This is a genomic window from Rhizobium sp. 01T437, from assembly GCF_056398505.1.
In genome coordinates this window covers 37,822-50,274 of record NZ_JBFTPM010000017.1, presented here as the reverse complement: position 1 = coordinate 50,274, position 12,453 = coordinate 37,822, and the positions used below count along the sequence as shown (strand labels likewise).

Below are 12,453 nucleotides of genomic sequence, written 5' to 3'. Positions count from 1 at the left end.
CAGTTTCTGATCAGAATGACCTCCGATCAGCAACAGTTTAGCGTGGGAATCCACCGGATCTGGAGAACACCTTCAACTATGCTAAAGGGCGCTTCGCGATTGCGGCTATGATGCTGAAACGCTTCCTCAATGTCTACCAAGGCACGACAGCGCTTCGAAATAGAAGCCGCCCGTTGGACCCTGTTCGTCAATAGTAGCAAGATCCCGCTGGCGGCCTGCTCAACGGTTCGGTAGCCGGGATGCCCGTTGAAGTCGGTGGCGGTGTAGCCCGGATCGGCCGCGTTCACCTTGATGCCTGGACCAACTAGCTCCTTCGAGAGAGCCACTGTTACGGCGTTCAATGCCGACTTGGAGATGGAGGGCCAGTCACGACCCGTTGTCACGGCAAGACGCCAAAGCTTGCGGCGGCTGTGTTCGGAAACCAGGCGCGAAGCGCCGTTTGCCAGCAGGCCGATATCGTTTCCGACGGTGACGAAAGTGGCGCCGAGCTCGAGGTAGCATTGGGCTAGCGCCCTGTAAAAACGGAACCAAGTATGGCCCAATTAGCTCCTAAAACCGCTGATTTTCCAATCAAAACGGAACGTGCGTGGCCGTGAATGGAACGTAACGTGGCCCAAGATTCGAGGCACAAAAAAAGCCGGGTCATCGACCCGGCTCAAGGAAATTGTAGGTTGGTTCAGTAGGGCAGTTCAGAAACCAGCGTCGAATGTCTCCAACGCGCGGTGTTTTCCAGAAACTTGAGCAGTTCGACGTATCCCGGGTGATCCGATCTCGCCATGCGCGGCCATGTCATGCGCTCGCCTGGATCAACCGCTTATTGTAGCACTCAACAAAATCTCAATTATCAGAGCGAGTGCAAAGACGGTGATTTTCAGATGTCTGTCAGACTAGGCAGGAACACATTGTACAACAGCGCGGCGGGTGCCCTCCACTGATCTGGGGAATTGTAATTGCCGGTGGTGATAGCGAGGACAAAGTCAAAGCCGGGGAAGACAAACAGCCGCTGCCCACCATTGCCGAAGGCAGCGATGAAACGCTCGCCATAGGTTCCTGTCTTGTCTGTTACAGCCTCCTCGCCCAGATACCAGAGATAGCCGTAGTGCATTCCCGGCCAACCGATATCGACGATGGCGGCGGGCTGGAAACTCTCGTCGAGCCAGGATTTGGGAACGACGGTTTCGCCTTCCCAATGGCCGTCCTGCAATATCATCTGCCCGATGCGTGCCAGTGAGCGAGGCGACAGGCGCAGCCCCGATGCTGCCGACGGCTCGCCGTCTTGGCCCCGAATCCATTCTATGGCGTCAATGCCGAGGGGATCAAACAGCACTTCTTTCGCGAAGTCCGGCAAACTCTGGCCGGTGCCTCGCTCAATGATCTTCCCAACCAGCGCAACCGCCCCGCCGCTGTAAATCCAGCCCCGTCCCGGTTTGGCAAGGATCGGGCGATCCAAGATGAAGCGATAGCGGTCGGGCGCTTGCTCCATGGCAATCTCGCTATTGGCAGGATCGGTGTAGGGGGCGTTTTCGTTCCATTCCATGGCCAGCGTCATGGTCAGTGCATGGCGAATGGTAATGCGCTCGCGTTCAGGATCACGGCCAAGATCAGCATATTCGGGAAACTGCGCGACGATTGGCGTGTCGAGCGCCGGTACATGTCCTTTGGCAAGAGCTATGCCGTAAAGCAAACCGACGATGCTTTTAGTAACGGACCGGATGTCGTGAAGGGTTTCTGGCCCGAACTTAACATTTTCCAGCGACTCCCCCCATTTCATGTCGTCGCCGTCCATGTAGCGTTCAAAGACGATACGACCGCCGCGCAAGGCGACAACCCCGTGCACACCCGACAGCTTTCCGCTTTTCGCCAGATCGTCGAAACGCGTTACGGGGTCGGACTTGAATCCTGTCTCACCTGTCGCAGCAATCTGCCAATCGGTACGCTTTCCGTTCGCGATGGCGGGTGTCGTGCTGACCATTATTGTTGCTCCCATGTACTTGAGGATGTCTCTGCGATTCGCTCGGGTGGTCATTGGCAACCTGTCAATTAAGGAGTCTGCTTTGTGATTTCTTGATAGATTTTGCTGACCTCGAAGAACTTCAGCCCATCATCGCGGACGCATACAACGAGCTAAAGCGTTCTTCAGATCGCCAGGACCTTTTTGCGAGGATCATCGAGCTGCATTCACAGGGCTACTCCTCGGAGGCAATACAGGAAAAACTTCGGGTGGAGTTCGGAAGCGACCGTGATACTGAGGAATAGGCTAATTGCGCACCTGGGAGGGCTGGTTCGATTGCCCCTGTTCCAATCCGTGATAGACGACAGTTAGAGCAGCAATACCTGCTTCATTGGCCGCGCGTAAGAGGATTTCCCGAAATTGATCCGGTGAGATTTTTCCGGTAATTGCGTCGACGCAGGCCTTCACGGCAGCGACATATTCCTCGCCGTCATCGGATGGCCATTCCTTCATCAGGAGATGTGCTGCGTCACCCAGCGTCCGTACGACTCTGCGTGTTGCTGTGCCGCGCAGAATAATCCCGACCGGCGTGAATGCCGATGATGTATTCCAGCACATTTCCTCAACCCCAACGTACCGATCCCGCAATCCCTTCCTCAAGATACGCGCGAATTTTAAAATTTGGAATTGAAAAATCAGCTTGGGTACTTCCTAACCGCGAGGCTGGCGATGTTTATGAAAGGGCGCTCTACGACCTTATGCCGGAGCGCCCTGAGCGGCGTCAGCCTTTGTTGCGTTGATGGATGACGCAGCAATACCGAGATGATTGGATTCGTAATAGATTGCAACCGAAGGCTACCCTCGAAGCAAGTCAGGGCCGAGTGTAGTCTTGGCAAGAATGCGCCTACCGGCCATCACCGCGCGACGAATTCTATTCCTGTATCCCGAAGGGCAGAAACCTCACAATTGGCAGGAGTCGCGCGACGGTATGATGTCCTCCATTGTTTAAGCATAGGCTAAGCACCAGCCTGGAGCGCGGACCCAACATAGCTCGGCCGGGACCTCATCAGTACGATGCAGCCGCGTCACCCTCTTGTGTTCCCCGCTCTCGAATGCCGCCGCGAGCGCTTTTTCCGATTCCTCATCGCGCATTCCCTCACAGGGGAAGATGGCCACGGGCGAAATCCATTGCGCGTGAAATTCCTCACCCCTACGCGTCACGAGGAAAACCGCCCCGCGAAGGTGCATGTTGCTCCAATTGCTGCTGGTAAATCCAAGATCAGTCGTAAGCGGGAGAACCAGCCTCCCACCATCATTGAGCCGGTCCAGCCAGATACCCGCTGGTCGGGTTGCGCCTGCGTTCACATAAATCACATCGGCTGAATCGAAAGCGACAGAGCTGCCATCTCCCTGGACCACCGAAACGTTCCGATAGGAAGTGAGATTTGACTTCGCCCGTGCAGCAAGCTCCGGTTCGAACTCGATTGCCGTCACCTTGCCTGATGCCGCAACGAGGTTCGCCATAATCCCAGAATAATAGCCGGTACCAGCGCCGACGTGTACGATATGCTCGCCTCGTCGCGGCGCAGCTTGCGAAAGCAGGGCGGCATGAAGTGACGGCTGCCCGTTGTTGATGTGGCGCTCCGGGACGATGCCGACGATATCGTCCGTATAAAGGTAGACCGGGTCGGCGGTCGGGGTCGGAACATAGGCTTTTCGCATTCGGAAGATCGGCCACGGACCGGGACCAAGGAAATCTTCTCGCGGTACTTCGGCAAAGGCTGCTTCAACACGTTCGTCGGCAACTCTCACAGCTGCGGTGATCTGCTTCGCATAAGCTCGGCGTACGATCTTCAATTCGCCGGGTGTCATCAGCAAAACCAACTCCAATGAATAGTTTTCCGTTACGAAATTGCAATTTAAGGTGACAATTCTACGGCAATATACAGAATGCCTCACGAATATATTTCCAACTAGCACCGACGATCACACCGCCCGAGACCACAGCCATGTTAGTGAGCCACATCGGCAGCCTTGCGACCGCACCTCGCACGCCAAGCGCCAGCTATAACGGCCAAATCAAGCCCGAGCGTTTCGCTGGTATGGTAGAGTTGAGGTTGGCCAAACCGCTCACGCTGACGCAGTTTGGCGTCAACCACGTTCGCCTTGAACCGGGAGCGTGGTCGTCACTCCGACACTGGCATACGGCTGAGGACGAATTCATGTACGTACTCGAAGGCACCCTGACGTTGCTTGATGATAATGGTCCCCATGAGCTAAACCCTGGTATGTTTGCGGCATTTCCCGCTGGCGAGCGCAATGGCCATCACATTCAGAACCGCTCCGACAAGCCAGGCGTCTTCCTTGTTGTTGGCTCGCGCCGACCCGGCGAAGAAACGATCCATTACCCCGACGAGGACTTCGGGCCGATCCAGAAATAACGGCTCGTTTGCCGTCGCCCGCGATGACTGGCTTGACATCGTCCGGCTCCGCGTCCGGCAGTCTATGTCCGAAATTCCGTCGACAGCAGACCCATTATAAGGTCGTCATGCCACCTTCCATTCACGAAGGCAGTTTCTCGCTCTCGGCCTTCGAGCACGAAGCCGCATTTCTCATACGCGCGGATTGCGCGTTCGTTGTAAGCAAGAACCCTTATTCCGATGCGATGGAGTTTCAATTCTGTAAACGCATGTTGCGCCAGCAAACGGATGGCGTCACTTCCTATGCCTTTTCCGAGAAGCGCAGGATCATATATGCCAACCGCCATGGACGCTCGATGATCCCGAACGTTGAAGCTGTGAAGCTTGATTTCCCCGACAAGACGCCCTTCAACTTCAATAATCCAAGCGTAAGGATTTTCCGCTTGCCCTTGAGCCCAACTACTGGCTGCTTCTCTCGTCATCGGCTTCGCGTCAGACCGACTTACCCCAAACATCTCAACGATGTGGACATCAGTCCCCAGTGCGAAGCGAGCCTCTGCGTCATCAAGGGACGCGAGCCTTAATAGGACCTTTGTACCCTGCAGAATCGTCATCAAACCTCCAACATCAAAAACTCGTCCATAGCTCCACTTTAGGCGAAGCTTGGCCCATCGCAATTGCAGCATTTGGCGCAAAGCCGTCCACTGTCGATGGCCGCTTTTGGCCGATTCTGTTGAAGAACAGCTCGACCTGATTGCGAGCGCGGTAGAGATAGGGTCTGAAGCAGATCGGATCGGGGGCCTAGCCGACCGCACCGTTCCTGGCCCGGCCCTGGTACGGCGCTTGCGGACAGGAGCGGGCATCAACCGGCCAACAATCCTCGCCGAAGGCGGCGGAAATAACCCAAACCGGACTTCCTTCTCAATGCAGCTAGCCGCAATCAGTCCCTCGTGGTTTGAGTGTGAATAAGCTTCGTCTTCATCCCCGTAGTTGATGGCACCTTGAATAGGTGACATCATCATGAGCATGTTGAATTGGTGAAATTACCATGAGCATGGGTTTAGACCGCAAACCGCAGGTACGCCGGACGACGCCGCCGTCGGAAAGTGTCGTTGCGAGCTGGTACGAAAACGCCAGTTTACTCGATAGCTACAGCATTGACTTGAGTGCATCGGAACAGTCGAGCATGCGCGAGCTGGCGACGCGGACACTCGTCAATCCACCCGCGTGGCAAAAAGCGTTGATCGCGCTGCGCGACGCCATGGTTACGCCATTTGGCATCAAAACCTCCGATACGGTCAGGACGTCCCGGAACAGCCATGAACGGGTAGACTTCTTCCCAGTGTACTGGGAGGGCAAGGACGAAATTGTGCTCGGTACGGATGACCGACACCTAGACTTCCGGCTATCTCTGCTCCGACGCCATTCTCCAATAGGCACGTTGATCATCGCGACAACCGTTGTGCATACCCACAATGCCTTGGGCTTCACCTATCTCAACGCGATCAGGCCTTTTCATCACCTCGTGGTCAGGGCCAACCTGGCACGCTGCGCACAAACACAACTGCAGTAAAGCTGTAGAAACCTCGAATGTCGTTCGGCTTTCCGTCTGCTTTTGGCCCATTGCGCTCATTCACCTTGAAGCAAGCGCTGCGGCTGTTTTGCTCTATCGATATTCGAAGCCGCCATGCGCGGTTCGGTAAATTCCGCCGAACGCAAAGCCGAGAGCAAAGCCTACGAGCGGCCAAATCCATCCAACCCCAGGCCCGCTAAAATAGCTGTCGATCAGGTCGGCCGCAGTCGTAAGGGCCGTTGAGCCACCAGCCCCCGCAAGCGCATACGTGACGACGTTGCGGCGGCGCGGCCCCCAGGCGTGATACAACCCTGTTGATATCGCGCCCGCTGCGAATATGAGAAACAGCAGAAGATAGGACACCATGTTGTCAATGAACGGCTCGAACCCATGACCCGCCACCGCTCTCTTGATGTTGATGAATACCAGCAACGGGAATGGTGAAAGCATTACGAGGGAAAGCATCATCGCAACTGAATTGAGAGGGCGCACGGGTAGCTTCCATTGACTGTTCACAAAGCAACTCACACTAAGCCACTTAAAACAAATTCGGTTTTGATCGTCCACGGAATACGCCCAGGCGACGTGGCAAACGCTATTGCCATGCCGTCTTTCTGGCGACAATCTGAGCGCACGTCGTAGGAGCTTCCCGAAATTGCTCCGGAACGAATTTCGTCTAGGGACGCATCGAGCAGAAATTGGCAAATGGAACTTCAGGCCCTTGACCCCAACTGGCCTTGAGGTCGCATTGCTAACTCTCGGAGTGCGAACTTACGAGGACTGCGATGAACAACAGCATCTCGCCACCTTTGAAAATCACTATTTTATCCTGCAGTCTCGACCCACAAAGCCGCAGTCGCGACCTCGGGCGTGAGGCAGAACGTTTCTTGCAGACGCAAGAATGCATTCCACAGTTCATTGATTTGCGCGATTTTCGGCTGCCCGACTTTGACAACTCGGCATGCTATCTTGACCCCGTGTATATACCACTGCATGAGGCCGTTCGAGATGCTGATGGAATCGTGCTCGCCGTGCCGATCTACAATTGGTCAATCGGAAGCGCTGCCAAAAACCTCATCGAATTGACGGGCGCAACTGGAGCAGGGAGCCGGAAGTCGGCATGGTTTGACCAGATCGTGACCTTCTTTTGCGCCGGAGGGCTGCCCCATAGCTATATGGCGTATGGAGCGACAGCGATGTCGCTGATGCTGGACTTTAAATGCATAATCAACCCTTACGCCGTCTATGCCACGGAACGGGACTGGGGCAACGGGATCATGTCAGATGTCCTTTCCGCAAGATTTCGGAAGGCTCTGGAGGTCAAACTTGAACTCGCGTCGCTGTTGAAAGCGAGGCGATATAGATCAGATTGGGAAATTTAACCTGTCTGAATGAAGCAGCGCTCCGCGAACTGATTTCCTTTGGCATGCTGGCCGCCGCAATTTTCGATCAGCGACTATATTCCGTTACACGTAAAAGACGAATTACCGGAGTCGAGGTCATCCTCTGTTTGAGACCTTAGCGGACCGGAAAATCGCGCAGGCCTCAGAGTGATCGTTCGAAAAGTAGCTCATTATCCTTTTCGCCGACGCGTTCCCAACCAGCTGCTCGATAGAATTTCTCGGCTCGGGTGTTTGGGTCGGTGGTAAGCCAAGCGCGTTCGATGCCTACTGCCTTAAGGCAGGAGCAGGCCTCGGCCAGTAAAGTTGAGCCGATCCCTTTTCCTTCAAAACCGGGAGCCACAAAAAGCGCCCAGATGTTTCCGTCGCGTGGGTTGGCTGCGGAGAAGCCAACTATTTGGCCGCGCTCTTCCCAAACGGACACGCCCGGGTTTCTGACAAACCATTCGTAGTCCGCATCGGTGACCTCGGACGGGTCGCCCAAGACGTTTTCGACGACCGACGCCCGGACAGCTTTGAGCGCCAGGAGGTCAGTGAGAGCCGCTTTTCGGAGCATGCAATGATCTCTCGATATTTTGCGAAGACTTGCACAATGGCTCTTCGGGGCCGTCGGTTCAATGACAGCTCTCAATGCAACGCGGACCCGCTCCGATAACTGCCTTCGGCCCGCAGCGGGCATTACATTTTTCAAATTCTCCGTTCGCATTAGCACATCTCAAACGCGCAACGTTTATCAAGGCCTCACCATTCGCGTGAGGACGCCCTTTGGACGCTATATCCAGGAGAAGTCTAATTGCATCGTTGGCGGCATTACCCTTGGCTGGATGCCAATCAGGTGAAAGAGCCAAAGTGCGATACCGTGTGATTGCATGGTTGAAGTCGATGGTAAACCGCTCCAGGCATCTACCGTAATGGAAATTCACTATGCGCGTGTGACCAATAGCCTGACCGGCGCTGGCGGTGCCACGCGCCTTTACGGCGAAGCACTCATCGCGGATATACCGGGGAAAGGCACAGTCTACCTTCTGCCCGTAAAGCATGAGAAAGGCGGCACACTAGCGCAGTTCTGGGAAACAGCAATTCTTCTAACGCTCGGCACCAAGAGTAGCATTGGAATGCTTAAGGCCGAAGACTTCGAACTGCTGAGAAGGGCCTCCGGCCAGATGAAGGTCAAAACCTTCCGGGGCAGCGAGTACCCCGCTTTTATTTCCTTCTTGGACGAGAGCAAGCCAAAGACGATATTTGAGATTAAACCGGAAGAGATCGGTATAATCTTTCCCGGAGTGCGCTTTATTGGTCTCGATATCCAAATTACTAACGCTCCGATCTCAGAAGTGCTGCGCGACAGATTGCCTTGGCTGGACGCGTCCACGGGACAGCAGGTGTTCGAACGCGATCCTCCCGGCAAACAGCGGCCATACCGCGATAGTCCGCTCGGCTTCAAAGTCACCAAGGCTCATTTCTTTGGAGATGGAAGTCGGTAACGCACGACCGCTGTTGGCACAAGGCGGACGCAGGCCCGTGGCTACTTTGACACGGCCGTCATCCGTCCCCATTCAGGATTTCGTCCAAAACGTCTTCGCTCAGAACGTCTTCGTTGCCAAAAAAGCGCGATACCTCGACATGATCATCGTCAAAGACCGAAATCTCGACACGCTCTCCAATCACTGTAGCCGTAATATCTATGGTGTCAGGACGATATCTCCCGATGAAATAATGGACTTTCGCATCATCGAGCCGTTTTAGAACCTCGAATACTTTCGACATTTGCCGCCTTCCTTCCGGTTTTCGAGCTTCAGATAGGCGCGCGTGCTGCCATCAAGTGGATCAGACCTTCGCTGTTACAATCCATATCGAGGCAACTAGTGCCACGCTCGTCGGGTTGCCGAAGCCTGCGAGTGCTTCCGCAACTTGGGTTCGGCCGCCGACTTGATCGTGGCCCAAACCGGGTATTGTCTCAGGTCGGATCGCTCTCGCGCCTAATAAGTTCCATAATATCCATTATGTGACGTTATAACATCCACAATAGCGACAGGGGGGCGGCAACAATATTGTCGCCGAACGGTGTGATCCGATCGTGGTCGTGCAGGACGATTCCCCGCAGGAAACGATCCCCTGTCGCAGCCTTGAGCTGGCGCAGACCCTTGACGTCCTCAGGCCGCACCGTCGCCGAGGCCTTGACTTCAATTCCGACGATCCGGCCTCTCCGGTCCTCGATGACGAGATCAACCTCTTCCTGATCCTTCGTGCGATAGTGGGAAAACGACAGGCGCAGATCGGTCCACGCCGCAATCTTCATGATTTCGGAGACCACGAAGCATTCAAGCAAGGCCCCGAACCGGCCCCGGTCCCGACTCAGCCTCTCTTCATCGTCGTCTCGGACGGATGCCAGGAGCCCGCTATCAACGAAGTGCATCTTGGGCGTCTTGATCAAGCGGCTGAGACTGTTTGTCGACCACGGCGCAAGCAGCTTTATGAGATAGAGACGCTCCAGGATCCCGATGTACTTCTGAGCGGTGACGCTGGAGATCGAAAGCGCCGACCCAAAGCTCGAATTGTTGGTGAGTTGGCCAGCATGCTCGGCCAACACCGCAAGTAACCTCGGCAACCGGTCGAGCTGATCGATATTTGCGATGTCGCGGACGTCACGATCAAGGATGAGAGAGACGTAGTCGTCCAGCCAGGCGCGGCGGCGGCGAGCGTCCTTTCTGCGCAAAACTTCGGGATAGCCGCCTTGAAGAATGATCTCGACAAGATCTGCGGCAGTCTGAAGGCTTTGGCCCATCACAAGGGGCGTGTCCGAAAAGGCCTTTTCCAGGAATTGACCGGGTGCGCCGACAATTTCCGCTCGAGCCAAAGGCAGAAGCGATATGACGGCCATGCGCCCCGCCAAGGAATCGGCAATCGCCGGCACGGTCGCAAGATTGGCAGATCCGGTGACCAGGAAGCGGCCCGGCCGTGGATCCCGGTCGACGCTTTCTTTAAGCGCCAGCATGAGTTCCGGCGCCCTCTGGATCTCGTCGATGATTGCCCTGTCCAGTGCCCGGACAAATCCGATGGGGTCATTGCGCGCAGACGAAAGCGTTCCGATATCGTCGAGCGTCACATAAGGCCGATCGTCTGACGCATATTGCCTGACGAGGGTCGTCTTTCCTGATTGTCGCGGACCGGAGATCAAAACGACACGCGTATCTTCTAGCGCTTCCGACACCCGGGGGGCAACTTTACGTTCGTAATATTTGGTCGACGAATCTTTAGCCATGATGCGGCTATCTTTAATTCAAAGTCCGACCAATTTAAAGTGAAAATCCGTCCAATTTAAATCGGAGACCATGGCTCGCCATGACTCGCGAGCCGAAGCAATCTGACCCACGGTATTGCTCCCGCGCGGAGTCATGCGCACGGAGTTTAGCTGGAAAGGTTGCGTTTGCTAATACGCGCTTTCTTGGATGCCGCGACCGCTTCGAGCCGGGTTCGGACACTGCCAGTGGCGCAGGCGGTAATTTGAAAAGCAAGCGGGAACTTTTCTCAGCGACACCGGTTAATTTCAGTCACTCGACTGCACGCCCCCAATATCGCTTAGAGTGATAGGTTATAGAAAAGACGTAAAAGCCCTCGCAACCCCTCGCGGGGGCTTTTGCGTCCTGAAGCGAAAACGGGATGACCCGGTTAGCCAAGCTGATGCATGCAATTGATCTTCGCGATCGATAATTCGCTCACTTGTCGTCGTAGCGCTCGAGCATGCGACGCAACTGCGCGTTCTGCTCAAGCAGTTTCGCAGAGAGCTGCGATCTGAGGTCCTTGATTTCGAGGTCCAGTTCAGTGGCCTCATCGAGGAATGTTTTCTTCACCGCCGCTGGCTCTTCCACCGCTCTCTTGGCGACGGGTGGTTCGCCGAGGTTTTTCCGCGCCCGAGCAGCGTTTGCCCTTTGCTTTTTGGGACCTCCTGCCAGGACGCCCGCACCCGTTTCACCTTCGGGAGCCTGAATGGCGGGTGTCGCTGGCGAAGGTTGGTCATGACCTTCGAGGGCACCGCCTTCTACCGGCTCGGCAAGCAAAGGATCCGACCGCTCCACCTGCACGGGCAGCGCGGCCGCTGCACCAGCGGAATCCGGCTGTCCGTTCGCTTGGTTCTCGTCCACGGTCGACTTGGACTTTATAGCGGGGGGTGCTTCTAATTCGGCCTGCAGAGTAAGCTCCGGCCGGATCTCCTCTGCCCGTGGATCAGGTATCGCGACGATCTCATCGGCCGGTTCGCTCGCTTCCTGCGTCTTGCGGCGCCATGCGAGGTCCTTGATTAGCTTCCAGGGTGATCTCATCCCCATCTCCCGACTCGTTTTCTTATTCCCATAGTATCGAGCGGGAGACCGGGCTTGCAATGCGAGCCCGGTCGTTAGTCGTCGTGAAGTGGCTTTAAAGCGGCCGATGGTGGTTTTTGATAATCAAACCAAACCGAGCTTTTTGCGGAGGTCCGCGTTTTCGGCGCGGAGCTTGTCGGAGAGTGCCTTGCGCAGCTTCTGGTTCTCTTCTTCAAGCTTCAGAAGGTCGGCAAAACCGTCCGGTTCTGCCGGGACGCTCTCGACTTTCTGCGGCGCGGGCTTGGCAGGCTGAGCCTTCGAAGCCGTCGGCTTCTTGGCGGTGGCAGATGCCTTTGCCTTAGCAGCCGGCGCCACCGCCACTGGGGCAACGGGCGCAATCGACGCTGCGGTTTTCTTCCCCGGACCGCGGGTCTTTTTCACCGGAGCGCTCACCGAAGTATCAACAACCGCTTCGGCGGCGGCTTTGGGCTTGCGCGGTGCGCGTGTCTTCTTTTCTTTTGCCTTCGAAGTCGCATCTGTGGACGCGGTCTCGACTGCAGGGGTTGGGTTCGTATCATCAGCCATCGGTTAAATCCTTGCGGTAAGTAAAAACGTTCGCGACCGTACAGAGTCGTTGTCAATATGCGCTCAAGATTATTTCGAACTTATTGACGACGGTTTCAGCTTGTTTTGGCCGGCCACCTCGCCTCATGAGTCCGATGACTGGCGACCCTAGAAATGAATAGAGCGGCCCACCACCGGATGAGATCGAAGCCGGCGAGCCGCGATGGAGGAATAAACGAAGAGTTAG

The 12,453-nt window shown here is 55.7% G+C and carries 15 protein-coding genes; 4 read left to right on the top strand and 11 right to left on the bottom strand.

The genetic code is table 11. The annotated features are described in order from the left end of the window. Positions 1-26 precede the first annotated feature (26 nt). From AC1DM5_RS27455 to AC1DM5_RS27440, 4 genes are all read right to left on the bottom strand, one after another. Positions 27-542: a hypothetical protein gene (locus tag AC1DM5_RS27455; RefSeq protein ID WP_477822384.1), complete on the bottom strand. Its 516-nt coding sequence runs from the start codon at positions 540-542 to the stop codon at positions 27-29. Between the two features lie 329 nt (positions 543-871). Then, positions 872-1,972 (bottom strand): serine hydrolase domain-containing protein, encoded by a 1,101-nt coding sequence (locus AC1DM5_RS27450; RefSeq protein ID WP_477822383.1) that lies wholly within the window; start codon positions 1,970-1,972, stop codon positions 872-874. A 285-nt stretch (positions 1,973-2,257) separates the two neighbouring features. Continuing rightward, entirely contained in the window at positions 2,258-2,569 is a 312-nt protein-coding gene (locus AC1DM5_RS27445; RefSeq protein WP_477822382.1) for a DUF982 domain-containing protein, read from the bottom strand. 387 nt (positions 2,570-2,956) lie between these two features. Continuing rightward, positions 2,957-3,910, bottom strand: coding sequence for a protein-L-isoaspartate O-methyltransferase family protein (locus tag AC1DM5_RS27440; protein WP_477822381.1), 954 nt, complete (start codon positions 3,908-3,910; stop codon positions 2,957-2,959). Between the two features lie 50 nt (positions 3,911-3,960). Between AC1DM5_RS27440 and AC1DM5_RS27435 the strand changes: the two genes are divergently transcribed. Then, positions 3,961-4,392, top strand: a complete 432-nt coding sequence (locus tag AC1DM5_RS27435) for a cupin domain-containing protein (protein WP_477822380.1) — start codon at positions 3,961-3,963, stop codon at positions 4,390-4,392. Between the two features lie 62 nt (positions 4,393-4,454). Here AC1DM5_RS27435 and AC1DM5_RS27430 read toward each other — a convergent pair whose 3' ends face one another. Continuing rightward, entirely contained in the window at positions 4,455-4,985 is a 531-nt protein-coding gene (locus AC1DM5_RS27430) for a GNAT family N-acetyltransferase (RefSeq protein WP_477822379.1), read from the bottom strand. A gap of 434 nt (positions 4,986-5,419) precedes the next feature. Between AC1DM5_RS27430 and AC1DM5_RS27425 the strand changes: the two genes are divergently transcribed. Then, positions 5,420-5,944: a DUF2867 domain-containing protein gene (locus AC1DM5_RS27425; RefSeq protein WP_477822378.1), complete on the top strand. Its 525-nt coding sequence runs from the start codon at positions 5,420-5,422 to the stop codon at positions 5,942-5,944. A gap of 93 nt (positions 5,945-6,037) precedes the next feature. Here the strand turns inward: AC1DM5_RS27425 and AC1DM5_RS27420 are convergent, their stop codons facing one another. Beyond that, the gene (locus tag AC1DM5_RS27420) at positions 6,038-6,436 is read right to left on the bottom strand and encodes a hypothetical protein (protein ID WP_477822377.1); all 399 of its coding nucleotides are present in this window, start codon (positions 6,434-6,436) and stop codon (positions 6,038-6,040) included. A gap of 293 nt (positions 6,437-6,729) precedes the next feature. On the opposite strand from AC1DM5_RS27420, the gene AC1DM5_RS27415 reads away from it, so the two are divergent. After that, positions 6,730-7,326 carry an NADPH-dependent FMN reductase gene (locus tag AC1DM5_RS27415; RefSeq protein ID WP_477976214.1) on the top strand — a complete coding sequence of 199 codons (597 nt, stop codon included), beginning with the start codon at positions 6,730-6,732 and terminating at the stop codon, positions 7,324-7,326. A 163-nt stretch (positions 7,327-7,489) separates the two neighbouring features. Here AC1DM5_RS27415 and AC1DM5_RS27410 read toward each other — a convergent pair whose 3' ends face one another. Further along, entirely contained in the window at positions 7,490-7,900 is a 411-nt protein-coding gene (locus AC1DM5_RS27410) for an N-acetyltransferase family protein (protein ID WP_477822375.1), read from the bottom strand. A 313-nt stretch (positions 7,901-8,213) separates the two neighbouring features. Here AC1DM5_RS27410 and AC1DM5_RS27405 point away from each other — a divergent pair, with 313 nt between their 5' ends. After that, positions 8,214-8,828, top strand: a complete 615-nt coding sequence (locus AC1DM5_RS27405; protein ID WP_477822374.1) for a hypothetical protein — start codon at positions 8,214-8,216, stop codon at positions 8,826-8,828. A 58-nt stretch (positions 8,829-8,886) separates the two neighbouring features. Here the strand turns inward: AC1DM5_RS27405 and AC1DM5_RS27400 are convergent, their stop codons facing one another. From AC1DM5_RS27400 to AC1DM5_RS27385, 4 genes are all read right to left on the bottom strand, one after another. Then, positions 8,887-9,111 (bottom strand): hypothetical protein, encoded by a 225-nt coding sequence (locus AC1DM5_RS27400; protein WP_477822373.1) that lies wholly within the window; start codon positions 9,109-9,111, stop codon positions 8,887-8,889. A 244-nt stretch (positions 9,112-9,355) separates the two neighbouring features. Further along, positions 9,356-10,606: an ATP-binding protein gene (locus AC1DM5_RS27395; RefSeq protein WP_477822372.1), complete on the bottom strand. Its 1,251-nt coding sequence runs from the start codon at positions 10,604-10,606 to the stop codon at positions 9,356-9,358. Between the two features lie 454 nt (positions 10,607-11,060). Beyond that, positions 11,061-11,663, bottom strand: a complete 603-nt coding sequence (locus AC1DM5_RS27390) for a hypothetical protein (protein WP_477822371.1) — start codon at positions 11,661-11,663, stop codon at positions 11,061-11,063. 123 nt (positions 11,664-11,786) lie between these two features. Next, positions 11,787-12,227 (bottom strand): hypothetical protein, encoded by a 441-nt coding sequence (locus AC1DM5_RS27385; protein WP_477822370.1) that lies wholly within the window; start codon positions 12,225-12,227, stop codon positions 11,787-11,789. Positions 12,228-12,453 lie beyond the last annotated feature (226 nt).

Coding starts and splice junctions, on each gene's coding strand:
- AC1DM5_RS27450 (WP_477822383.1), bottom strand. CDS start 1,972: ATGGTCAGCACGACACCCGCCATCGCGAACGGAAAGCGTACCGATTGG.
- AC1DM5_RS27445 (WP_477822382.1), bottom strand. CDS start 2,569: ATGTGCTGGAATACATCATCGGCATTCACGCCGGTCGGGATTATTCTG.
- AC1DM5_RS27435 (WP_477822380.1), top strand. CDS start 3,961: ATGTTAGTGAGCCACATCGGCAGCCTTGCGACCGCACCTCGCACGCCA.
- AC1DM5_RS27430 (WP_477822379.1), bottom strand. CDS start 4,985: ATGACGATTCTGCAGGGTACAAAGGTCCTATTAAGGCTCGCGTCCCTT.
- AC1DM5_RS27425 (WP_477822378.1), top strand. CDS start 5,420: ATGAGCATGGGTTTAGACCGCAAACCGCAGGTACGCCGGACGACGCCG.
- AC1DM5_RS27415 (WP_477976214.1), top strand. CDS start 6,730: ATGAACAACAGCATCTCGCCACCTTTGAAAATCACTATTTTATCCTGC.
- AC1DM5_RS27410 (WP_477822375.1), bottom strand. CDS start 7,900: ATGCTCCGAAAAGCGGCTCTCACTGACCTCCTGGCGCTCAAAGCTGTC.
- AC1DM5_RS27405 (WP_477822374.1), top strand. CDS start 8,214: ATGGTTGAAGTCGATGGTAAACCGCTCCAGGCATCTACCGTAATGGAA.
- AC1DM5_RS27400 (WP_477822373.1), bottom strand. CDS start 9,111: ATGTCGAAAGTATTCGAGGTTCTAAAACGGCTCGATGATGCGAAAGTC.
- AC1DM5_RS27395 (WP_477822372.1), bottom strand. CDS start 10,606: ATGGCTAAAGATTCGTCGACCAAATATTACGAACGTAAAGTTGCCCCC.
- AC1DM5_RS27390 (WP_477822371.1), bottom strand. CDS start 11,663: ATGAGATCACCCTGGAAGCTAATCAAGGACCTCGCATGGCGCCGCAAG.
- AC1DM5_RS27385 (WP_477822370.1), bottom strand. CDS start 12,227: ATGGCTGATGATACGAACCCAACCCCTGCAGTCGAGACCGCGTCCACA.